General features: G+C 66.4%; 21 protein-coding genes. 8 read left to right on the top strand and 13 right to left on the bottom strand.

Features of this window, described 5'->3' with window-relative positions; translation table 11 throughout:
- Positions 1-34 precede the first annotated feature (34 nt).
- The 4 genes from betA to betI are packed head-to-tail and all read right to left on the bottom strand — an operon-like array spanning position 35 to position 5,264.
- Positions 35-1,696 (bottom strand): choline dehydrogenase, encoded by a 1,662-nt coding sequence (gene betA, locus KM176_RS02225; RefSeq protein WP_160892262.1) that lies wholly within the window; start codon positions 1,694-1,696, stop codon positions 35-37.
- Between the two features lie 11 nt (positions 1,697-1,707).
- Positions 1,708-3,162 carry a betaine-aldehyde dehydrogenase gene (gene betB / locus KM176_RS02220; protein ID WP_160892260.1) on the bottom strand — a complete coding sequence of 485 codons (1,455 nt, stop codon included), beginning with the start codon at positions 3,160-3,162 and terminating at the stop codon, positions 1,708-1,710.
- A 1-nt stretch (position 3,163) separates the two neighbouring features.
- Positions 3,164-4,717: a choline-sulfatase gene (betC, locus tag KM176_RS02215; RefSeq protein WP_160892258.1), complete on the bottom strand. Its 1,554-nt coding sequence runs from the start codon at positions 4,715-4,717 to the stop codon at positions 3,164-3,166.
- Entirely contained in the window at positions 4,671-5,264 is a 594-nt protein-coding gene (gene betI, locus KM176_RS02210; RefSeq protein WP_160892256.1) for a transcriptional regulator BetI, read from the bottom strand. Before betI ends, betC begins: the two co-directional genes overlap by 47 nt.
- A 103-nt stretch (positions 5,265-5,367) precedes the next feature.
- On the opposite strand from betI, the gene choX reads away from it, so the two are divergent.
- From choX to choV, 3 genes are read left to right on the top strand one after another with little or no spacing between them, the layout of a single operon-like run.
- Positions 5,368-6,291, top strand: a complete 924-nt coding sequence (gene choX / locus KM176_RS02205) for a choline ABC transporter substrate-binding protein (RefSeq protein WP_160892253.1) — start codon at positions 5,368-5,370, stop codon at positions 6,289-6,291.
- 59 nt (positions 6,292-6,350) lie between these two features.
- Positions 6,351-7,187 (top strand): choline ABC transporter permease subunit, encoded by an 837-nt coding sequence (gene choW / locus KM176_RS02200; RefSeq protein WP_160892251.1) that lies wholly within the window; start codon positions 6,351-6,353, stop codon positions 7,185-7,187.
- Positions 7,184-8,230, top strand: a complete 1,047-nt coding sequence (choV, locus tag KM176_RS02195; protein ID WP_160892249.1) for a choline ABC transporter ATP-binding protein — start codon at positions 7,184-7,186, stop codon at positions 8,228-8,230. Before choW ends, choV begins: the two co-directional genes overlap by 4 nt.
- 62 nt (positions 8,231-8,292) lie before the next feature.
- On the opposite strand, the gene KM176_RS02190 is transcribed toward choV, so the two are convergent.
- Entirely contained in the window at positions 8,293-8,709 is a 417-nt protein-coding gene (locus KM176_RS02190) for an acyl-CoA thioesterase (protein ID WP_160892247.1), read from the bottom strand.
- 323 nt (positions 8,710-9,032) lie between these two features.
- On the opposite strand from KM176_RS02190, the gene nadA reads away from it, so the two are divergent.
- From nadA to nadC, 3 genes are read left to right on the top strand one after another with little or no spacing between them, the layout of a single operon-like run.
- Positions 9,033-10,085 carry a quinolinate synthase NadA gene (gene nadA / locus KM176_RS02185; RefSeq protein ID WP_160892245.1) on the top strand — a complete coding sequence of 351 codons (1,053 nt, stop codon included), beginning with the start codon at positions 9,033-9,035 and terminating at the stop codon, positions 10,083-10,085.
- Position 10,086: 1 nt separating this feature from the next.
- Complete coding sequence (locus KM176_RS02180; RefSeq protein WP_160892243.1) at positions 10,087-11,640, top strand: L-aspartate oxidase; 1,554 nt, start codon at positions 10,087-10,089, stop codon at positions 11,638-11,640.
- A complete protein-coding gene (nadC, locus tag KM176_RS02175; protein WP_160892241.1) occupies positions 11,640-12,488 on the top strand; it encodes a carboxylating nicotinate-nucleotide diphosphorylase in 849 nt (282 codons plus the stop codon). The genes KM176_RS02180 and nadC overlap by 1 nt, the downstream gene beginning before the upstream one ends.
- Positions 12,489-12,503: 15 nt before the next feature.
- On the opposite strand, the gene KM176_RS02170 is transcribed toward nadC, so the two are convergent.
- A complete protein-coding gene (locus tag KM176_RS02170) occupies positions 12,504-13,184 on the bottom strand; it encodes an FCD domain-containing protein (RefSeq protein WP_160892239.1) in 681 nt (226 codons plus the stop codon).
- Between the two features lie 251 nt (positions 13,185-13,435).
- Complete coding sequence (locus tag KM176_RS02165) at positions 13,436-14,635, bottom strand: AGE family epimerase/isomerase (RefSeq protein WP_160892237.1); 1,200 nt, start codon at positions 14,633-14,635, stop codon at positions 13,436-13,438.
- A gap of 419 nt (positions 14,636-15,054) precedes the next feature.
- Between KM176_RS02165 and KM176_RS02160 the strand changes: the two genes are divergently transcribed.
- Positions 15,055-16,113 (top strand): DUF475 domain-containing protein, encoded by a 1,059-nt coding sequence (locus KM176_RS02160; RefSeq protein ID WP_160892235.1) that lies wholly within the window; start codon positions 15,055-15,057, stop codon positions 16,111-16,113.
- A gap of 30 nt (positions 16,114-16,143) precedes the next feature.
- Here the strand turns inward: KM176_RS02160 and KM176_RS02155 are convergent, their stop codons facing one another.
- The 6 genes from KM176_RS02155 to KM176_RS02130 form a co-directional block, all read right to left on the bottom strand.
- Positions 16,144-16,908, bottom strand: coding sequence for an IclR family transcriptional regulator (locus KM176_RS02155; protein ID WP_160892233.1), 765 nt, complete (start codon positions 16,906-16,908; stop codon positions 16,144-16,146).
- A 592-nt stretch (positions 16,909-17,500) separates the two neighbouring features.
- On the bottom strand, positions 17,501-18,247 hold the full coding sequence (locus KM176_RS02150; RefSeq protein WP_160892231.1) for a gamma-glutamyl-gamma-aminobutyrate hydrolase family protein: 747 nt from the start codon (positions 18,245-18,247) through the stop codon (positions 17,501-17,503).
- Positions 18,244-19,245: an amidoligase family protein gene (locus KM176_RS02145; protein ID WP_160892229.1), complete on the bottom strand. Its 1,002-nt coding sequence runs from the start codon at positions 19,243-19,245 to the stop codon at positions 18,244-18,246. The genes KM176_RS02150 and KM176_RS02145 overlap by 4 nt, the downstream gene beginning before the upstream one ends.
- Positions 19,246-19,255: 10 nt before the next feature.
- Positions 19,256-20,980 (bottom strand): sensor histidine kinase, encoded by a 1,725-nt coding sequence (locus KM176_RS02140; protein WP_160892227.1) that lies wholly within the window; start codon positions 20,978-20,980, stop codon positions 19,256-19,258.
- A gap of 52 nt (positions 20,981-21,032) precedes the next feature.
- A complete protein-coding gene (locus KM176_RS02135; protein WP_160892225.1) occupies positions 21,033-21,587 on the bottom strand; it encodes an RNA polymerase sigma factor in 555 nt (184 codons plus the stop codon).
- A complete protein-coding gene (locus KM176_RS02130; protein ID WP_160892223.1) occupies positions 21,584-21,751 on the bottom strand; it encodes a NepR family anti-sigma factor in 168 nt (55 codons plus the stop codon). The genes KM176_RS02135 and KM176_RS02130 overlap by 4 nt, the downstream gene beginning before the upstream one ends.
- Before the next feature lie 96 nt (positions 21,752-21,847).
- On the opposite strand from KM176_RS02130, the gene KM176_RS02125 reads away from it, so the two are divergent.
- Positions 21,848-22,660 carry a response regulator gene (locus KM176_RS02125; RefSeq protein ID WP_160892221.1) on the top strand — a complete coding sequence of 271 codons (813 nt, stop codon included), beginning with the start codon at positions 21,848-21,850 and terminating at the stop codon, positions 22,658-22,660.
- Positions 22,661-22,698 lie beyond the last annotated feature (38 nt).

The raw sequence follows: 22,698 nt of genomic DNA, 5'->3' as shown, positions 1-22,698 counted from the left end.
GGGGCGCGCGCCCGGGGCAGGGCGCGCGCAGGGATCAGCGGTCGCTTTCGCGCCAGCGCGGGTTGATCCAGGGCTCGGCATTCTCGGGGGCGAGGGGCGCCTTGCCAAGGATATGGTCGCTGGCCTTCTCGCCCACCATGATCGAGGGGCCGTTGAGGTTGCCGTTGGTGATGCGCGGGAAGACCGAGCTGTCGGCGAGGCGCAGCCCCTCGACCCCGATCACCCGGCACTCCGGATCGACCACGGCCATCGGATCGCTGGCCGCGCCCATGCGGGCGGTGCCGCAGGGGTGGAAGGCGCTTTCGGCGTGTTCCCGGATATGCTGGTCCAGCTGCTCGTCGCTTTGCAGGTGGGCGCCCGGCAGGATCTCCTTGCCGCGATAGGGATCGAAGGCGGCCTGGCCGAAGATCTCGCGGGTGATGCGGATGCAGTGGCGGAAGTCTTCCCAGTCGTCGGGATGCGACATGTAGTTGAAGAAGATCTTCGGATCGACCTTGGGATCGGACGATTTCAGCGTCACCGCGCCGCGCGACTTGGAGCGCATCGGGCCGACATGGGCCTGCCAGCCATGGCCTTCGGCGGCGGCCTTGCCGTCGTAGCGTACGGCGATGGGCAGGAAGTGGAACTGGATGTCGGGATAATCCACCCCCGCCTTGGAGCGGATGAAGGCCGCGCTTTCGAACTGGTTCGAGGCGCCCAGACCCTTCTTGGTCAGCATCCATTGCGCCCCGGCAATGGCCTTGCCCCAGAGGTTCCAGTGCTTGTAGAGCGTGATCGGCTGGGTGCTGGCCTGCTGGATGTACAGCTCCAGGTGGTCCTGAAGGTTCTGGCCGACGCCGGGGCGATCCGCCACGACCTCGATGCCGTGTTCCTTCAGATGCGCCGCCGGACCCACGCCCGAAAGCATCAGGATCTTGGGCGAGTTGATCGAGGAGGCGGCGATGATCACCTCGCGGCGCGCCTTCACCACCTCGATCTTGCCGCCGCGCTCGATCTCGACGCCGGTGGCACGACCGTTCTCGATGACGACGCGGCGGGCGAAGCAGCGGATCATCTCGAGGTTCGGGCGCTCCAGCGCGGGCCGAAGATAGGCATTGGCGGTGGACCAGCGGCGGCCCTTCCAGACCGTCTGCTCCATCGGGCCGAAGCCTTCCTGCTTCTGCCCGTTGTAATCATCGGTCAGCTCAAAGCCCGCCTGGGCTCCGGCATCGACGAAGGCCTTGTAGAGCGGGTTGGCGCGCGGCCCGCGCGTCACGTGCAGCGGACCCTCGTAGCCGCGCCATTCCGGATCGCCGCCATGGCCGCCGTCGTGCCAATGCTCGGCCCGTTTGAAATAGGGCAGCACATCGGCATAGGACCAGCCATGGGCGCCGCTTTCGGCCCAGTGATCATAGTCATGGGCATGGCCACGCACGTAGACCATGCCGTTGATCGAGGAAGATCCCCCCACGACCTTGCCGCGCGGCGTCACCAGCTGGCGCCCGCCCAGACCGGGTTCGGGTTCCGACATGAAGCCCCAGTCGTAGCGCTTCATGTTCATCGGATAGGACAGGGCGGCAGGCATCTGGATGAAGGGACCGGCATCGGTCCCCCCGAATTCCAGCACCAGGACCTTGTGCTTGCCGTCTTCCGACAGCCGCGAGGCCATGACGGACCCGGCAGAGCCCGAGCCGATGATGATGTAATCTGCGTCCATGCGTCCCCCCTTCAGAAGGCGGCTTCGACATCGCCCAGGGCGACGTAGACGGATTTGACCTGGCTGAAATGCTCGATCGCGGCCTTGGAGTTCTCGCGACCGACGCCGGATTTCTTGACGCCGCCGAAGGGCGTCTCGACCGGGGTCAGGTTGTACTGGTTGATCCAGCAGGTGCCGGCCTGAAGCTGGGCCACGACCCGGTGGGCGCGGGCGAAATCGCGGGTGAACAGGCCCGCGGCCAGGCCGAATTCGGTGTCGTTGGCGCGGGCGATCACCTCGTCCTCGTCCCTGAAGGTCAGCACCGACATGACGGGGCCGAAGATTTCCTCGCGGGCGATGGTCATGTCGTCGGTGACGCCGGTGAAGACGGTGGGTTCGATGAACCAGCCGTCACGCTCCGGGCAGCCGCCGCCGACGGCCAGGGTCGCGCCTTCCTGCTGGCCGATGCGGATGTAGTTCAGCACCTTCTGGCGCTGGGTATCGGTGATCATCGGGCCGATCTGGGTCTCGGGGTCCATGGGATCGCCGATGATCGCGGTCTTCGTGCGCTCGACCAGGCGGGCGGTGAAGGTGTCCACGATGTCCTCGTGTACGAAGACGCGCGTCCCGTTCGAGCAGATCTGCCCGGTGGAATAGAAGTTGCCGTTGATCGCCGCGCTGATCGCGTTCTCGATATCGGCATCCTCGAAGACGATCAGGGGGGACTTGCCGCCCAGCTCCATCGTGACGTGGCGGATGCCCGTTGCGGCGGCGGCATAGACCTTTTCGCCGGTGGGCACGGAGCCGGTCAGCGACACCTTGTCGACGCGCTGGTCGCCGATCAGGGCGGCGCCGACATCCCCATAGCCGTTCACAACGTTGAACAGGCCCGCGGGCGCGCCGGCCTCGATGTAGATCTCGGCCAGCTTCAGCGCGCAAAGGGGCGTCACCTCGGAGGGCTTGAAGATCATGGCATTGCCGCAGGCCAGCGCGGGGGCCGATTTCCAGCAGGCGATCTGGGTCGGGTAGTTCCAGGCGCCGATGCCGACGCAGACGCCGAGGGGCTCGCGGATCGTGTAGACGAAATCACCGCCCAGCGGCATCGTCTCGCCGGTCAGGGTCGCGGCCAGGCCGCCGAAATATTCCAGCGAATCCGCACCCGAGGTGGCGTCCGCGATGGTCGTCTCCTGGATCGGCTTGCCGGTGTCGATGGTCTCAAGCTCCGAGAGCTCCTGGTTGCGTTCGCGCAGGATCTCGGCGACGCGGCGCAGCACGCGGCCGCGCGCGACGGGGGGCAGGGCCGCCCATTCCGCCTGCGCGCGCTTGGCCGAGGCCAGCGCCTGTTCGATCACTGCGGGCGTGGCCGAATGCAGCGTCGCCACGACCTCTCCGGTGGCGGCATAGACGCAGGGGATCTCCCGGCCGGCGGTGTCTTCTACATAGGCGCCGTCGATGAAGTGGCTGCCCTGGGGCTGGACGTTTTTCATGTCACTCTCCGCGGGGATAACGCTGGTTCGATTCCAGCACGTTCAGGTCCATGTGGTTGCGCATGTAGCGCTCGGATGCTTGCTGCAGCGGCTCGAAATCCCAGGGGAAATAGTCGCCGTTGCGCAGCGCCTCGTAGACGATGAGGCGGCGGGCCTGGCTTTCGCGCACCTCGTTGTCGAAGGCGGGCAGGTCCCAGTAGCCGTCGGCCATCTGCGAGAATGTCGCCAGAACCTCGGCATGGGCCGGGTCGGTGGCCAGGTTGGTCAGCTCGTTCGGGTCCTCGGCCAGGTTGAACAGCAGGTCGTCATCCAGTGCGCAGCGGATGTACTTCCAGTCGTCCATGCGCAGCCCGACCAGCGGCGCGTAGGAACCCTCTGCGGCATATTCCATGCGCACCGGGGTTTCGCGCGGGGTGCCGTTGGCCAGCGCCACCAGGGATTCGCCATCGGTCCAGGGCGCGATCTCGCCCAGCTCGATGCCGGCCAGGTCCGCCAGGGTCGGGTTCACGTCGATGGTCGAGACCGGGGTTTCCACCAGGCCTGCGGGCATGGCGGGTGCGGAAATCATCAGCGGCACGCGCGAGGACCCCTCGAAGAAGGTCATCTTGAACCACAGGCCCTTGTTGCCCAGCATGTCGCCGTGATCCGACACGAAGAGGATCACCGTGTTGTCGAGCTGGCGCGTGCCTTCCAGCGCCTCCATGATCTCTCCGACCTTGTCGTCGAGATAGGAGATGTTGGCGAAATAGGCGCGACGCGAGCGTTTCACGTCCTCTTCGGTGATGTCGAAGTTGCGCCAGTCGTTCGCGTCGAAGATGCGCTTGGAATGGTTGTCGAGGTCTTCGTAGGGGATCGGCGCGACCTCGGGCAGCAGGTGGTCGCAATCCTCGTAGAGGTCCCAGTACTTCTTGCGCGCGACATAGGGGTCGTGCGGGTGGGTGAAGCTGACGGTCATCATCCAGGGACGTTCGTCCAGGCGGCGGCCCAACTGGTAGACCTTCTGACGGGCCTGGAAGGCGACCTCGTCGTCATATTCCATCTGGTTGGTGATCTCGGCCACGCCGGCGCCGGTGACGGAGCCCATGTTGTGATACCACCAGTCGATTCGCTCGCCGGGCTTGCGATAGTCCGGGGTCCAGCCGAAATCGGCCGGATAGATGTCGGTCGTCAGGCGCTTCTCGAAACCGTGAAGCTGGTCGGGGCCGACGAAATGCATCTTGCCCGAGAGGTAGGTCTGATAGCCGGCACGGCGCAGATGGTGCGCATAGGTCGGGATGTCGCTGCCGAATTCGGCGGCATTGTCGTAGACCTTGGTGCGGCGCGGCAGCTGCCCGGACATGTAGGCGGCCCGTCCCGGCGCGCAGAGCGGCGAACCGGTATAGGCATTGGCGAATCGGGTGGAGCGCTGCGCCAGTGCCTTGATATTGGGCGCGTGCAGCCAGTCGGCCGGCCCATCGGGGAACAGCGTGCCGTTGAGCTGATCAACCATGAAAATCAGGATGTTGGGCTTATTCGCCACGTCGTGTCCTTTCCAGCCAGAGCGTGAGGTAGTCATTCACCATCGCCTTGATTCTTTCGGGTTCCGGCACAGCTTCCTGGAGGGCGGCGCGGACGTAGAACCCGTCGATCAACGAGGACAGCCCCTGTGCGATCTCGTTGGCCGTATCGGGATCGAACAGCTTCTTGAGGTCGTGCATCAGGTTCGAGTGGAGCCTGCGCGCATAGACGTCGAGCAATCTCCGGGTCTCGTCCGAGCGCAGGGACCGGACGTAGAAGTTCAGCCAGGCCGCGATGGTCTCTCGTTCGAACTGGCTGGAATGAAAGGAGGAATCGGTGATCGCGCGGATCCGCTCCTCGGGGGTGGTGGCGCCGGCAAGGCCGGCGCGCACGGTCTCTCCGTAGTGGCGCATCACGTAGCGCATGGTGGCCAGAAAGATCTGATCCTTGGAGCCGAAATAGTGATGCGCCAGCGCAGAGGACATCCCCGCACGACGCGCAATCTGGCTGACGGTCACGTCGAGCGTGCCCGCCTCGCCGATCTCTGCGATCGTGGCGTGGATCAGTGCCTTCTTTCGAACCGGTTCCATACCGACCTTGGGCATTTGAGCTGTCCTTACGACGGAGTGCTTTACTTTTCGAAGCTCTTCGTTTTTGATTAACTCATCAATCAAGAAAAACGCAAGACACCGACACAGAGGAAACGTGATGACAAAGACCAAGCTCGCTCTCACGAGCACCGTTGCCCTTTCGTTGACCGCCGGCGCCGCTTTCGCCGATTGTGGCAAGGTATCCTTCTCGGACGTCGGCTGGACCGACATCACCTCGACCACCGCCGCCTCGAAGCAGGTTCTGCAGGCGCTGGGCTACAAGGTGGACGTGAAGGTTCTGTCCGTTCCCGTGACTTTCGCTTCTCTGGAAAGCGATGACGTGGACATCTTCCTGGGCAACTGGATGCCCTCGCAGACCGCCGCGATCCAGCCCTACCTCGACAAGGGCGAGATCGACACCGTGGCCACCAACCTGGAAGGCACCAAGTACACGCTGGCCGTTCCGGACTACACCTACGAGAAGGGTCTGCACACCTATGCCGACATCCACAAGTTCGGCAAGGAACTGGGCGACAAGATCTACGGCATCGAGCCGGGCAACGAGGGCAACGCCTACCTCATCGGCCTGACCGAGCAAAACAAGGACGATCTGGGCGACTTCAAGGTCGTCGAAAGCTCTGAACAGGGCATGCTGTCGATGGTGCGCCGCGCCTATGACAAGCAGAAGGACATCGTCTTCCTGGGCTGGGAACCCCATCCGATGAACTCCAGCTTCAAGCTGAAGTACCTGACCGGCGGCGAAGATTTCTTCGGCGGCGAGGGCGTCGTGAACACCGTGACCCGCAAGGGCTACGCGGAGGAATGCCCCAACGTCGGCAAGTTCCTGAAACAACTGAAATTCACCCTGCCCATGGAGAACGAGATCATGGGCAAGATCCTGAACGATGGCGAGGATGCGGACAAAGCGTCGCTGGAATGGATGCAGGCGCATCCCGATCTGGTGATGTCCTGGGTTGATGGCGTGACCACCGCGGACGGCGGTGACGGCGCGGCTGCCGTGAAGTCGAAGCTTGGCCTGTGAACCCGTGAACCTCGGATGGCCCGGTCGCGCGACCGGGCCTTTCATTAGTGGAGGTCGCCTTGGAGTGGCTTACTGAATACAAGATCCCGGTCGGTGACTGGGCTGCCGATTTCTTTGATTGGCTAAGGGATAATTTCCAGTCCGTCGTCGATCTTCTGGCCGCCGGTGCCGAAAATCTCATCGACGGTCTGCTCTGGATTCTCCAGGAACCGAACCCGCTCATCGTCATCGCCGTCTTCGTGGCGCTGACCTGGGCGCTGCAACGCAACTGGAAGACCTGCCTGTTCGTGGTGCTGGGCTTCCTGTTCATCATCAACCAGGGCTACTGGGAAGAGACCACCGAAAGCCTGACGCTGGTGATATCCTCCTGTATCGTCTGCATGGCGATCGGCGTGCCCATCGGCATTGCCGCGGCGCACCGGCCAAAGCTCTACAAGGTGCTGCAGCCGATCCTCGACCTGATGCAGACGCTGCCCACCTTCGTCTACCTGATCCCGGCAATCGTCTTCTTCGGCATCGGCATGGTGCCGGGTCTGATCGCGACGGTGATCTTCGTGGTGCCGGCGCCGATCCGTCTGACCTACCTCGGCGTGTCCTCGACTCCGAAGGCGCTGCTCGAGGCCTCCGAGGCCTTCGGCGGCACCAAGTCGCAGACCCTCACCAAGGTCGAGCTGCCCTATGCCCTGCCGCAGATCATGGCGGGCCTGAACCAGACCATCATGCTTTCTCTCTCCATGGTGGTGGTCGCGGCGCTGGTCGGCGCGGACGGTCTTGGCGTGCCGGTTGTGCGGGCGCTGAACCAGGTGAACACGGCGCTTGGCTTCGAATCCGGCTTCGTCATCGTGGTGGTGGCGATCATCCTTGATCGCATGCTCCGGATCGGAGGACGCAAATGACCAACGCTACTTCCATTCCGGCGGTGGAGTTCGACAATGTCTCCATCGTCTTCGGCGACCGCCCCGAAAAGGCGCTGCCGCTGATGGACCAGATGAAGGACCGGGCCGAAATCCAGAAGGACACCGGCCAGGTCCTGGGCGTGCACGACTGTTCCCTGACGGTCGAGCAGGGCGAGATCCTTGTGCTGATGGGCCTGTCGGGCTCGGGCAAGTCGACGCTGCTGCGCGCGGTCAATGGGCTGAATCCGGTGGTGCGCGGCAGCCTGCGCGTCCATGCCCAGGGCTGGAGCTGCGATCCGACCGCCTGTTCCAAGGACGACCTGCTGCGCCTGCGCCGCAAGAGCGTCGCCATGGTGTTCCAGCAATTCGGCCTGCTGCCCTGGCGCAACGTGCTCGACAACGTGGCGCTTGGCCTCGAACTGTCGGGCATGTCGAAGAAGGAGCGCGAGGACAAGGCGCGTGCCCAGCTGGATCTGGTCGGCCTGACCGACTGGGCCGAGAACAAGGTGGGCGAGCTTTCGGGCGGCATGCAGCAGCGGGTTGGCCTTGCCCGCGCCTTTGCCACCGAAGCGCCGATCCTGCTGATGGATGAACCCTTCAGCGCGCTCGATCCGCTGATCCGCTCGCGTCTTCAGGACGAGCTGCTGGAGCTTCAGGCCAAGCTGAAGCGCACCATCATCTTCGTCTCCCACGACCTGGACGAGGCCTTCAAGATCGGCAACCGGATCGCCATCATGGAAGGCGGCCGGATCGTTCAGTGCGGCACCCCGCAGGAGATCATCGCCAATCCCGCCGATGCCTATGTGGAAGACTTTGTTACCCACATGAACCCGCTGGGCGTGCTTCAGGCGATGGATGTCATGTCGCCCGAGATGGCAGCGGATTCCCCGCACCAGGTTGCCCCCGGGGCGCCGGTGGCCGAGGTCATCCAGATCCTTTCGGAAGGGGCGCAGATCGTCGGTGTCCGGAACGAGGCCGGGCCCTGCGGCTCGATCACCAACCGCGACATCATCAAGGCGCTGCATGCCAAATCGGCAAGCTGATCCCCCGGGATCGGCGCAGGAACGCGGGGCCGCCTTCGGGCGGCCCCTTTCCGTTCCGGGATCTAGTCGGCCTCGGCCAGCAGCAGTGGGGCGGCGCGCTGGCGCATCGCCTCGGGGATCGGCGCGGCGCGGCGCGCGGTCAGGTCGAAATGCACCGAGACCGCCTCGAGCGTGGCGGCACGGCTGCCGGCGGTCAGGTCCGTCATCTCGTAGAGGACCGTGGCCGAGCTGCCGCCCAGGCGCCGCACCCCGGCGCGGATCTCAAGCAGGTGACCGGCGGCGACCTCGGCCTGGTAGTCCAGGACATGGCGCACGTCGGCCCAGCCGAAGGCGGCCCCGGTGCCGGGCTGCCAGCCGAAGGCGCTGTCCAGAAGGTGGTAGGAGGCATCGTCGAACATCGCCATGTAGTGGCGCGTGGTCAGATGCCCCATCACGTCGCAGAGCCACGGGTGGGCGACCCCCCTGTAGACGGAAATCATGCGCGTCTCCCTGTCGTTGCGGACTTTCGTTGCGGATGCGCTCAGGGTTCCAGATCATGTCCGGATTGGCAAATCCGGGGTCACGAAGATGTGGATTCGCGCCAGGTCTCCCCCGTCTCACGGGGCGGTTGCAGGAATTTGCATCGGCCTTTCAGCACCTTGCGCCGTCGCTGCCGGGCCGGGGCCGGTGTGAAATACCCGCTTGCCCTTGCTGCCCCAAGGGCATACACCGCAGGCGCCATGCTAAGTGCTTGGTATGAAATGATAAATTGTTTTCATGCAAACAATGGTGTCGCCCCGGCACCGTTGGGAGGAGGCTTGGCATGAATGATATGACCCCGCTGAGGGCCCGTCTGGCCGCGCATTACGACCTGGCGCCGAACCCCGCCCTGGCCGAGGAGATGCGCGACATCTACGCCCGCATGGCGCGGGTGATCAGCCCGGTCGACTGGGCGATCCATGCCCCCTATGTCGCCGCGATCAATGCCCTGAAGGCGCAGCGCAACGCCGTTATCCTGGCCCATAACTACATGACGCCGCAGATCTATCACGGCATTGCCGACGTGGTGGGCGACAGCCTGCAGCTGGCCATCAAGGCGACCGAGGTCGAGGCCGAGGTGATCGTGCAGTGCGGCGTGCATTTCATGGCCGAGACTTCGAAGATCCTGAACCCCGCCAAGACGGTGCTGATCCCCGACATGCAGGCGGGGTGCTCTCTGGCCGAAAGCATCACGCCGGCGGGCATTGCCGAGATGCGCCGCCGCTATCCCGGCGCGCCGGTCGTCACCTATGTGAACACCACCGCCGAGGTGAAGGCGGCCTCGGACATCTGCTGCACATCGTCCAACGCCGCGCAGATCGTCGCCGGGCTGGACGCCGACACGATCATTATGACCCCCGACAAGTACCTGGCGCAGAACGTCGCCCGCGAGGTGCCGCAGAAGACCATCGTCTGGTGGGACGGTGCCTGCGAGGTGCACGAACAGTACACCGCCCGGGACCTGGTCGAGTTCCGCGACTGGAACCCCGGGACCCGCATCATCGCCCATCCCGAATGCCCCCCCGACGTGGTGGCCGAGGCCGATTTCTCGGGCTCGACCTCGGGGATCATCGACTACGTGACCCGCGAGCAGCCCGAGCGCGCCATGCTGGTCACCGAATGCTCCATGGCCTCCAACATCTCGGATGCGCTGCCGGGGGTGGAGTTCATCGGCCCCTGCAACATGTGCCCGCACATGAAGCGGATCACGCTGGAAAAGGTGCTCTGGTCGCTGCACAGCCTGGAGGGTGCGGTCGAGGTTGATCCCGAGGTCGCCGCGAAGGCCCGCGTCTCGGTCGAGCGGATGATCGACCTGTCGCGCCGGATGGCCGCGTAAGATGCCCGAGACCGGGCGCGTCGTGATCCTGGGGGCGGGGCTTGCCGCGCTTTCGGCGGCGCTGGAGCTGGCGCCGTACCCTGTGCTGGTGATCTCTCCGGAGCCGCTGGGGCAGGGGGCAAGCTCGGCCTGGGCGCAGGGGGGCGTGGCCGCCGCCATGGCGCTGCCCGACACGCCCGAGGCCCATGCCCGCGACACGCTGCGCGCCGGTGCCGGGCTGGTTGACCCGGAGGTCGCGGCCTCGGTCACCGCCGAGGCGCGGGCGCGCATCTTCGGCCTGGCCGAGCTGGGCGCGCCCTTCGACCGCGACGATCAGGGCGGGTTCTTGCAATCGCGCGAGGCGGCGCATTCCTTCGCCCGCGTGGTGCGGGTGGGCGGCGACAGTGCGGGGGCGGCGATCATGGCCACCCTCGTGGCGCAGGTCCGCGCGACCCCTTCGGTGCAGGTGCTGGAAGGCGTCAGCGCCACCGGCCTGCTGGTCGAGGCGGGCCGTGTGATCGGCGTCGCGCTGGCCCGAGAGGGGCAGGCCCCGGTGGCGCTGAAGGCGCCGGCGGTGCTGCTGGCCTCGGGCGGTGCGGGGGGGCTTTATGCCCTGGCGACCAACCCGGCGCGCATTCGCGGACAGGGGCTGGGGCTGGCTGCCCGGGCCGGGGCCCGGATCGGCGATGCCGAGTTCCTGCAATTCCACCCGACCGCCATCGACGCCGGGCTCGATCCCGCGCCGCTGGCGACCGAAGCCCTGAGGGGCGAAGGCGCGATCCTGATCAATGCGCGGGGCGAGCGCTTCATGGAAGGGCTGCACCCGGATCAGGAGCTTGCGCCCCGTGACGTGGTGGCCCGCGCCGTCTTTGCCCAGTCGCAGGCCGGTCTGCGCCCGATGCTCGACACCCGCGCGGTGCTGGGGGCGCGCATCGATGCGGCCTTCCCGGCGGTGGCCGCTGCCTGCCGCGCTGCCGGGATCGACCCGGTGCACCAGCCGATCCCGGTGGCCGCCGCCGCCCATTACCACATGGGGGGCGTGGCGACGGACCATCGCGGCCGCACCTCTCTTTATGGGCTCTGGGCCTGCGGAGAGGTCGCCTGCACCGGGCTGCACGGCGCCAACCGGCTGGCCTCCAACGGGCTGCTGGAGGCGGTGGTCTACGGGCGCCGCGCCGCGATCGACATCGCCGGGGGGCTGGGTGCCATGACGGCACCAAAGGTGGTGCTGCCCGAAACCGCGCCGCTGGCGGCCACGGATCCCGCCCTGATCGCCCGGCTGCGCCGCACCATGAGCGATCATGCCGGGGTGATCCGCACCGAACGCGGGCTGATCCGCGCCCTGGCCGAGATCGCCCGGATCGAGGCCCTGGCCCCCGAAGATCCGCACCTCCTCAACATGACCGCCGCCGCGACCCTTATTGCGAGCGCCGCGCTTCTGCGGCAGGAGAGCCGCGGCGGGCATTACCGCGCCGACCATCCGCAGGTGGATGGCGAGACCGGCGAGCGCCGGCGCATGACCCTGAACCTGGCGCTGGCCTGCCGCGCCGCCGCACTGACGGAAGACGCTGCCTGATGACCCTCCCTCCGATGCCCGAGATGATCCTGGAGCCCCTGGTGCGCGCCGCGCTGATGGAGGATCTGGGCAGCAACGGCGATGTCACCACCCGCACGGTGATCCCCGGCGGCCTGAGCTATGCCGCGCAGCTGCGGGCGCGCGAAACCGGCGTCGCCTCGGGGCTTCAGATCGCCTCCATGGCGTTCCGCATGGTGGACCCCGGTCTGAAGCTGACCACCCATGCCCGCGACGGAGAGGCCGTCGCCCCCGGCGATGTGCTGATGGAAATCTCGGGCGAGGCGGCCTCGATCCTGTCGGCGGAACGGGTGGCGCTGAACTTTGCCGGGCGGCTTTCCGGCATCGCGACGCTGACGGCGGCCTTCGTGGCCGAGACCCGCGGAACCGCGACCCGCATCACCTGCACCCGCAAGACCACTCCGGGCCTGCGCCTGGTCGAGAAGCAGGCGGTGCTGCATGGCGGCGGCTTCGCGCACCGGTTCTCGCTTTCGGATGCGATCCTGATCAAGGACAACCACATCGCCGCCGCCGGTGGCATCCGCCCCGTGCTGGAGGCGGTGAAGGCGCAGGCTTCGCACATGGTGCGGGTCGAGATCGAGGTGGATCGCCTCGATCAGCTGGCCGAAGTGCTGGAGGAAGGCGGCGCCGATGTCGTGCTGCTGGACAACATGGACACGGCGAGCCTGCGCGAAGCCGTGGCGATGACGGCGGGCCGGATCGTGCTGGAAGCTTCGGGCAACATGAAGCTGGAACGCATCGCCGAGGTCGCGGCCACAGGGGTCGACTACATCTCGGCCGGGGCGCTCACCCATTCGGCGCGCACCCTCGACCTGGGCCTCGATTTCTGAGGCCGGGTTGCGGGATCAGGCCGTGCGGCTGTCCTCGGCGCGCAGCCGCGCCACCACGGCATCCGACAGGGCGTCGATGACGTCTTCGATGATCGCCCGGGCGCCGTCGGCATCGTGGCGGCGCAGCGCCTCGATCAGCGTGCGATAGGGGGCCGGGTCGAAGGTCTGCCCGGCCTCGATGAAAAGCATGTTGTGCCCGGGCCCGGCCCGCAGCCAGAGTGTGTCGATCACATCCAGCAGGGTCGGCATTTTTGCAAAAGCGTAGAATGCAAAACGGAACTCGTGGTTCGCTTTCAGGGCAATGTGCATGTCGGCACCGGCGCAGGCCCTTTCCAGACTCGCCAGTTGATTGTCCAATGATGCAATATCCGCATCAGTAATGTTTTCCGATGCCATTTCCGCAGCAAGCCCTTCGACCCTTTTGCGGATCACCGAAAGCTCCCGGTAGCCGGCGGCATCGAAGCTGGGCACCCGGAAGGAGGCCGCCGGTTCCGCCGAGAGGACACCTGAGGCGACGAAGCGCACGAGGGCCTCGCGGGCGGGGGTGATGCTGACGTCCAGGGAAGACGCCAGGTCCTTGGTGACAAGGCGTGTTCCCGGGGCCATGCGCCCCTCGATCAGGGCGTCCCGGATCTGGGTCTCGACGTGCGAAACCAGGCTTTTCCGGGGGGCGGCATTGAAGGACGGAATCGACAACTCTGCTCTCATGCTTTGCTTTCAGGGCGGCGGAACGTCAGGCAACTGGACCCCCATCCCGCGTTCCGGGCCCTGTCTGGAAAGGCTCCCGGCGAATGCAGCATGGGCTTCTTGGCCGCTAGGCCGGCCCCAAATGAACCGATTCAATTTCGACACCCTCTTTGTCAAATTATGTTCCGAAAATCCAAACAGATTTGCAAGCGTGTTGAAATTTGGAATGGCCGATAAAACGGTGGAATTTCCGTTCAGCTCTATTCCCCGGCCTTCCCGGGGGTAAAGCCCGAAGCCGAAACCGTCAGGGCGGTTAGCGCGTGATAGATATCGGGTTTTCCCGGAAAGAGTGTTTCCAGTGGCCGGCCCGCGCTGTCGACCTGGTGGAACCAGCCGCCGCGCGCATGGTCGATCAGAACCCGGTCGGCATGTTCCAGCAGGCGCTGGTGCCAGGCGTCGTAACCGGAATCGCCGGTGTGGCGGAACAGGGTGGCGGCGGCGGCGATGGCCTCGGCGCAGGGCCACCAGAAGCGCCAGTCGCGCGACACCGCGCCGGACCAGTCCAGCGTGTAGGCCAGTCCGCCTTCCGGGCGCCAGGCCTCGGCCATGGCGCGGGTGAACAGCGCCTCGGCGGCCTCGGTCAGCCAGGCGGGGGGCGCGGGCAGGGCGGCGTGCAGCTCCAGCAGCAGGCGGCTCCATTCCAGGGCATGGCCGGGGGTGGTGCCCGAGGGGCGGAACATCGCGTCGCCGTCGTAATCGCGGTCGATCTGCCAGGCGCTGTCGAAATGCTCGGCCACGACCCAGCCACAGGCGCGGGCGTGGCGGTTGATGATCAGCTCGGCGATGCCGAGGGCGCGGTGCAGATCCTCCGGGTCGCCCCAGGCGGCATGGGACGCCAGCAGCGCCTCGGTCAGATGCATGTTGGCATTCTGGCCGCGATAGGCCGGGCAGTCCTGCCAGTCTTCGGAGGCGCTGTCGCGCACTGCGCCGGGGGACTCCTCCCAGAATCTGTCCCGGATGGCGGCACGAGCCAGGTCGCGCAGTGCCCCGGCCTGCGGATGTCCGGCCCCCTGGGCCGAGGCCGCCGCCAGCAGAACGAAGGCGTGGCCATAGGCCTGTTTCGTGGTGTCGAGGGGGCCGGCGTCGTCGAAGCTCCACCAGAAGCCGCCGTGACGGGGGTCATGGTGGTTCTCGAACAGCGTCTTCATGCCGTGTGCGACCTGGGCGGCGGCTCCGGGATGGCCCATGGCCTGACCGATGGCATAGGCGTGGACCATGCGGCAGGTCTCGTGCAGGGGGCGGGCGGGGCCCCGGCCGCGCGGGCCCTTCAGCTGCGGCGTGCCATCGAGGCCGGGCGCGGCAAAGCCGCCCGCCGGCAGGGCCGTGCCGTCATGGAAGGCAAGCAGGGAGAGCGCCTGGGCATGGGCCCAGGCGGCGGTGTAGCGGGGCGGAACGGTCATGCGGCCTCCTCTTGCCGGGCGGGCCTGCCGGGCAGGCGCCTGGGGCGCAGAGTTGTCCGGCGCGCGCGGGGATGCAAGGGCAGAGCGGACGCGCGTCAAGGGCACGGGTCTTCAACCGTGGGCTTGCGGCCCGAGGGGAGGGATGCGCCCCGGGCGCCCCCTTTCCATCCGCGCAGCCAGGTTGTATTTTGGACCCAGGTTTCGGCGCCCCCCGGGTTGCCGGCAAAGACCTGGACGGCCCGCGCACGGGCCGCCCTGCGACCGGGCCCCTCTGGCAAGCGTCTTGCGGCACGCTTGTGATGTCGGCGCATTCCTGTTCCCAGCCGCATGAACAGGAGCGCCCATGCCCCATGTCCCCCACGCCGTTGCGACGGCTTCCTTCCGGCGTTCCGCGCCTTCGCGGCGGGGAGGCTGCTGAGATGTCCTCTTCGCTGATCCTGCCCTATTTCCGCTGGGCCTTCATCGTCACCCTGGGAGGGCTCTGCCTGGGCGCCGCTGTCGGCTGGATCTACGAGGACAGCCTGAGCGGCCTGGCGCGGGCACTGTTCATCTGCGCCGTTCTGGCCGTGCTGGAAATCTCGCTGTCCTTCGACAATGCCATCGTCAATGCCAACAAGCTGAAGGGCATGACGCCGGCCTGGCAGAAACGGTTCCTGACCTGGGGCATCGTGATCGCGGTCTTCGGGATGCGCATCCTGTTCCCGCTGCTGATCATCGTTGCCGCGGCCCATGTCGGACCCTGGGCGGCGCTGAAGATGGCCGCCACCGACCCCCATGCCTATGCAGAGGTGCTGCACCGCGCCCACCTGCCGATCGCCGCCTTCGGGGGCACCTTCCTGATGATGGTGGCGCTGAACTACTTCTGCGACACCGACAAGCGCGATCACTGGCTGTGCTGGCTGGAAAGCCGCCTCTCGGCCGCCGCCGCCGCCCGCGGGATCGAGATCGTGCTGGTGCTGGCCCTGGCGCTGGCGGCCTCTCGGCTGCTGGGACCCGAGGAGGGGCCGCGCTTCTTCCGGGCGGCGATCTGGGGCCTGCTGACCTATCTGCTGGTCAATGGCGGCAGCGCCTTCCTGGATGCCCGGCTGGGCGAGGGGACGGCCGGCAATGTCACCGGGGCCGTGGCAAGGGGCGGCCTTGGCGCCTTCCTCTATCTCGAGATGCTGGATGCCTCGTTCAGCTTCGACGGGGTGATCGGAGCCTTTGCGCTGTCGCACAACATCTTCATCATCGCCATCGGGCTGGGGATCGGGGCGATGTACGTGCGCTCTCTCACCATCATGCTGGTCGAGCGCGAGGTGCTGTCGGAATACCGCTACCTCGAACATGGCGCCTTCTACGCCATCCTGGTGCTGTCGCTGATCATGTATGCCCAGGTCTTCGTCGAGGTCCCCGAGGTCATCACCGGGTGCATCGGGGCCGGACTGATCGGCCTGTCCTTCCGCGCCTCGCTGCGCGACCGGGCCCGGGCCGGCTGAGGCCGGACCCGGGATGCGGTGGCCGGGCGGTCAGACGACCGCCTGGCTGGCCAGGCTTTCACGCAGCGCACTGCGGATGCGGCGCGCATGGACGTGGATGTCGGTATCGGCCATCGCCATGTCCGGCGCCACCACCGAGATCGCGGCCTCGCAACCGGGCAGCGCCAGGTCGAGCACCGGCAGCGCGATGCAGACATGGGCGAAATGCGGCCCCTGCCGGCGCCCGCAGGCATAGCCGTTCATGTGATAGGTCTCGATCTCGCGCTGGATCTGGGCGGGGATCAGGCCGGCGGCGGCGGTCTGGCCGCTGTTGGCGCGCAGGATCTGCTCTCGCGTGGGTTGGTCGAGCTGTCCCAGCAGCGCGATGCCGCCGATGGTCAGGCCCAGGGGCACGCGGCCGCCGATCCCGTCGATCATCGTCGCGGCCATGGTGCGGCCCGGCTGCATGTCGATGCAGATCGAATCCAGTCCCGCCCGCATCATCAGGAAGGTCGAATAGCCGGTCTCTGCCGTGACCGAGAGCATCTTCGGACGCACGATCCCCACCAGTTCGGTGACCGAGGGGGTGCGATGCGCCAGCGCATAGACGGCGGGCCCCAGGAAGTAGTTGCCGCGCCGGACCTTCTGGGTGACGAAACCGCTTTCCCCCATCGAGATCAGCGCCCTGTGGATCGAGGGTTTGGCGTCCCCGATGACCTCTGCCAAGGCCGAAAGGGACATGCCGTCGCGCCCTGCGCTGCCGAGAGCCAGCATGATCCGCGTGGCACGCGCGACGTTGTTCGAACCGTTCTTCATCTTTGCTTTTCTTTTCTGGCGGCCTGAACTGCCGCGGACTTGTGAACCACCTGGGCCATCTCCGGACACCCCCATAAAAGATATATCCAGAACATGCCTTTTGCGAGTCCGGTTGCTCTGGTCCGGATCGCCGACCTGATCCCGGGAGCGGGTGTTCAGATCCTTGCCCGCCAAGCAGGCAGTTTGCGAAAACCATGGCTTAGGAGGCCCGGGCGGCACCTGGTGTCGCCGAAATCCTGGCGGGTGCATGGGGGCGGGCTAATGAATTTCGGGAGCGGTTGCAATGGATGATATATCTTATGGCTGCCGCAACGGAAGTTTCCGGATGATCGTGGTGGCAGAGCGACTGTTTCGCGGGCAAAAGCGTGAGGAAACGGCGCCGGCACCGATCCCGCCAAGGGCAACGGCGCGCTGTGGTTCTGCAGGCTCTGGAATGGGAAACGCCGGAGAAGGGGGAAGCTTCTCCGGCGCCGGAACCGTCACGAGGTAATACACGGTCCAACTCCGATGCTGGGGATGTCCGGGACAGACGCATCGGTCGCTATATCAACGTGCATCGTGGTAAACGGTTCCCGCACCGGTCACGAATTTCTCAAATTATCTTGTCGGCGCGCATCAGCTCTTCGACGGCGACATGTTGCCGGGCGCCACGCTGCCGGGCGGCGGCGGCCTCGACCAGGGCCCGGAACAGCCGGCGCTGGCGGCGGGCGTAGAAGATGTGCTCGGGATGCCACTGGACGCCCAGGGCGAAGGGGTCGCGCAGCCGCTCGATGGCCTGGATCATCCCGGCCTCGTCGGTGGCGGCGATGCGCAGCCCGTCTCCCAGACGGTCCACCGCCTGGGAGTGCAGGGCATTGATGCGCATCGGCAGGCAGCCGGCGATCTCGGCCAGGCGGGTATCGTCGCGCACGCTGATCCGGCGGCGCGGCAGGATGGTGCGATAGCGCCGCGACGGGTAGACCGCGAAGGCGTCCTGATGCAGTGTGCCGCCCAGCACCACGTTCAGCATCTGCGCGCCCCGGCAGATGCCCAGGATCGGCAGGTCGCGGGCCAGCGCCTGTTCGGTCAGCGCCTTCTCCATCCGGTCGCGGTCGGGATCGAGGGTGACGCGGGTGACGATCTCGGTGCCGTAGAGGCCGGGAAAGATGTCGTCGCCGCCGCCGATGATCAGCCCGTCGACGGCGGCGATATCGATCTGGTCGGCCCGCTGCCATTTCAGCGCCCGGCCCCCCGCCAGCGCCAGGTTCAGCCAGATCAGCGGAAAGATCCGCCAGCCCGAGCGGCGCGAGACGGTGACCCCGATGACCGGGCGGGCCTGGTCCCTGCGGCGGCGCTTCATGCCCGGCCCTGCCAGCCCCGGGCCAGGGCCGCATGGCCGCCCGCCAGCAGCATGTCCCGGCAGCGCCCGGCCCAGTCGGAATTGCCGAAGGTCAGGTGTTCGCGCATCGCACCCCAGGCGGCGCAGAGGCGCAGCAGCATCTCGCGATCCTCGGCCAGCGCCTCGATCCGGGTCCAGAGCGCCCATTCGGCAACCAGGCTCCAGTCTGGATCGCCCAGCCGGCTGTCGGGCATCCGGTAGTGGAAGGCGGGCCGCCCCGAGACCCCCTTGGAAGAGCCGAAGGCGCGCCCCTCCAGCGCGGGGTCGTGATGGGCCAACGCCGGCAGCAGGTCCAGCGCGTGGTTCCGCGACGGGGCATGCTGCAGGTAGATGTCTTCCAGCGCATCGACATCGGGAAAGGGCATTTCCAGCAGCCGCGCGGCCAGGGCATCGCGCAGGCTGGCGGGGTAGGGATCGACGAAGGGCAGCACCCGGCGGTTGATGTGGATCGGCCAGCTGCGGCGCAGCAGGGGCTCCAGCAGGGCGAAGGCGGTGGTGACCGACCACAGGTGGTGCGGCTCGTCTGCAATGGTCTGGATGTTCAGGTGCACCCCGAACCCCAGGAACAGCCCCTGTTCGGTGCCGACGGCGCCGGCGGCGTGGAACTTGCGGATCACCGCGTCCAGCTGCGGCAGGCGGGCGGGGTCGAAGGGGGCGGTGACCAGCTCGACCGGGACGAAGTTGCGGGCGAAGTCCAGCGCGGCGCGGGCGAAGGCGGTTTCACGTTCGTCGCGGTAGGCGGTATCCATGTAGAGCTTGCAGTCCCCGAAAGGCGTGCCGCTGACCCGATAGTCGGTGCCGTTGCGGCCCAGCGTGCCGCCGGTCTCGCGGGCCAGAATGCGGGCGGCGCGGCCCTCGGTCAGCCCGCCGAACTCGACCTCGACCCCCAGCAGCCGGATCTTGCCTTCGGCGTCGCGGGCCGTGGGCAGAGCGGGCAGGGGATCGGGATGGGTCGTCATGGGCTCTCCTTCAGTAATCCAGCACCTCGGGCTGGAAGCTCATCACCTCGAAGTCAATGATCACGTGATATTCGCTTTCGCTGTCGGACACCTCGATCCGGCTGCCGAGCTGGGTGGCGAAGGCACGGATCAGCTGTTTGCCCAGGCCGGTGCTTTCGCCCTCGGGATCCAGGTGATGGGTGCTGCCCTTGGAATTGGCCATTTCCAGCGTGGCGCGGTTGCCGTCCTGGCGCAGCGACAGCTTCATCCAGGGGTCGCCCCGGTCAGAGCCCGCGTATTTCGCCGCATTGGCAATCAGCTCGGAGGTCAGCAGCGACAGCGGCACCGCCTGGTCGGGGTAGAGGATGACGTTTTCCACATCGAGGTCGGTGCGCATGTGCAGCCCGCCGGTGGCGGTGGCCTGAAGTGTCTGGTTGGCGATTTCCCGCACCAGCTGGCCGACGTTGACCTGGCCCTGGCTTTCGACCTCGTGCAGGTTGCGGTGGATCGAGGCCATCGCCAGCACCCGGTCCTGCACCCGCGTCAGGATCACCTTGGTCTCTGGCGAATGCGCCTTGCGGATGTTCATGTTGATGATCGAGGAAATCAGCTGAAGGTTGTTCTTCACCCGGTGGTGGACCTCCTTCAGCAGGACGTTGCGCTGGCGCACGGCATTTTCCAGCTCTGCCTGGTCGTGCAGGATGGTTTCCGCCATCAGGATGAAGTCCTGCTCCATGTTCTTCAGCTCTTCCGAGGCATGGGACATGGTGCGGTGGTCCTCGAAGGTGCGGACCCGTTCGAAGCGGCGCATCCGGCGCGACAGCTGGCGGATGTTGCGCCCCGCCATGCGGTCGATGGCGATGAAGCCCACCACCACCGAGGCGATCCACATCAGCAGCGGGAACAGGATCACCGGCGCCTCGACGGCGTCGGTCATGTTGCTGACCGAGGGCCAGATGCCAAGCGCGAAGACCTGGTTCTCGACGATGGGCACGACAACGTAAAGCTGGTCCTTGCCGCCCTTGCTCTGGCCCGAGAAGACCATCGGTGCCAGCCCGGCCATGTCCGACAGCGAAGACCGGATCGGCAGGATGTTCTTGGTCGCCTCGTCGGTCGTGGTCGAAGTCAGCACGTCGCCGGAGGCGTTGAAGGTCAGGATATCGTCCGGAGCGGCGCCAAAGCCCTGGGCATGGCCCAGTTGCAGGTCGGCATGGGGCACCGAGATCGCGACATAGCCCTTGTAGGTCCCGTCCACGATCACCGGGTTCGACACCACCAGAACCGAGGTCTTGGAGATCGCGCCCTTTTCCACCACCGAGACGGTGGGTTCCTTCACCTGAAGCCGCGCCACATGGGACGCCTTCTGCGACACGTCCGTCCCGCTGCCCGAGGAGGCGCAGTCCACCTGTCCGTCCGCCGGCACGAAGGCCGCCAGACTGACCGAGGGCATGGCCTTCTGGAACTTCGACATGATGGTCTGGCATTCGGTCGGATCGACCTCAGAGCCGACGGCCTCCATGGTGCGCGCCAGCGCCGCGGCGGCCCCGAAGGCCTGCTGAAGCACGCCGCGCTCTCGCTCCACGCCCTGTTGCGTCAGGGCAAGAAGCGAGAGCCGGGTGACTTCCTCGGCCTGCGAGGACACCTGGTTGGTCTGGTAGATGGCGATGGATCCGATGGGGATCAGGGCAAGAGACAGAATGCCGGCAATCCGGAAACTCAGACTGCGGACCCAGGGCGTATTCGCGGATTGGGGCATGACCCTCGACTTGATGCAGAGGCTTGTGAGGGCCGTTGGCCCGAAGGGACCCTTAGCGGGCGGTCATCGGCCGGGAGCTGACCACGGCCATCGTCGCCGGATCGGTCAGTTCCATGGCTTCGTTCTCGTCCAGGTCGAGAAGCTCGGCAAGCTTGGCACGGCCGCGGTTCGCCCGGCTCTTGATGGTGCCGACGGCGACGCCGCAGGTGGCGGCGGCTTCCTCGTAGGAGGCGCCGAGCGCGCCCACCAGAACCAGCGCCTCGCGCTGTTCGTCGGGCAGCTGGTTGAAGGCCCGCTTGAAGTCCGCCAGCTGCAGGCGACCGTCATGGGCGGGTTTCTCCGACAGGGAGGCGGCAAAGACACCATCGACATCCGCCACCTCGCGCCGCGTCTTGCGCAGGCTGCTGTAGTAGGTGTTGCGCAGGATGGTGAACAGCCAGGCACGCAGGTTGGTGCCGGCCTCGAACTTGTCGATGTTCGTCCAGGCTTTCACGATGGCATCCTGCACCAGATCGTCCGCAGTAGCGCCGTTGCGGGTCAGACCCAGGGCAAAGGCACGCAGGGCGGGCAGGTGATCGACCAGTTCGTCACGGGGATGAACGCTCATTTGCCGTTCTCCTCGCTGCCGACGGCAACCTGTTGATCCTTCAGCTGCTTCAGAAGATCCTTGAAGCGATCGGGGATATCCTCGTCCAGAGTCGTCTGGAACACCTTCTTGAGGTTTGCATCGATCTCACCTCTCGGACTTGATTTCGAGTGACCCAATGTCATGATCCCTTTCCGACTTCGGATAAATTCTTGCTGCTGGCGGAACCCAACGCAACCATGATGAGTTAGGTTCCCGAAAAAAGGACAAAAGGGAATAAAATGTCAGTCTCTTCCGGCACCACGGATCTTGCGACCCTGATCGGCTCCCACCTTCCCTATCTGCGCCGCTACGCGCGTGCGCTCACCGGGTCCCAGACCTCGGGCGATGCCTACGCGGCCGCCACGCTGGAGGCGATCCTCCAGGACAGTTCGGTCTTTGGCGCCGGCCTGTCCGAGAAGGTTGCCCTGTTCAAGGTCTTCCACACCATCTGGGCCAGCTCCGGCGCCCCCGTCGCCATCGAGGCCGCCGGCCTTGAGGCGCGCGCCCAGCAGCACATGGCCAAGCTGAGCCCGAACACCCGCGAGGCGCTGCTGCTGCATTCGATCGAGGATTTCAACACCACCGAGGTCGCGCAGATCATGGGCACCGACGTGGCCGAGGTCGACAGCCTGATCAGCACCGCCCGCCAGGAGATGGAAGATGCCATCGCCGGCCGCGTGCTGATCATCGAGGACGAGCCGATCATCGCCATGGACCTGGAAACCCTGGTCGCCGAAATGGGCCACCGCATCACCGGCGTGGCGCGCACCCGCAAGGAGGCCGTGGCCCTTGGGGCCGCCGAGCGTCCCGACCTGATCATGGCCGACATCCAGCTGGCCGACAATTCCAGCGGCATCGACGCGGTGAACGACCTGCTGGCGCAGTTCGGCGATCTGCCGGTGATCTTCATCACCGCCTTCCCGGAACGCCTGCTGACCGGCGAACGGCCCGAACCCGCCTTCCTGATCTCCAAGCCCTACCGCGAGGACCAGGTTCGCAGCGCCGTGAGCCAGGCGATGTTCTTCGCCTCGACCGAGACGCTGAAGGGCTGAGCGCCGCATTTCCTTCCCTTTCCTGTCACGACAGACGC

This window comes from Pseudooceanicola endophyticus (genome assembly GCF_018760365.1).
GTDB classification, from domain to species: Bacteria; Pseudomonadota; Alphaproteobacteria; order Rhodobacterales; family Rhodobacteraceae; genus Pseudooceanicola; species Pseudooceanicola endophyticus.
This window is presented reverse-complemented; position numbering and strand designations above follow the sequence as displayed.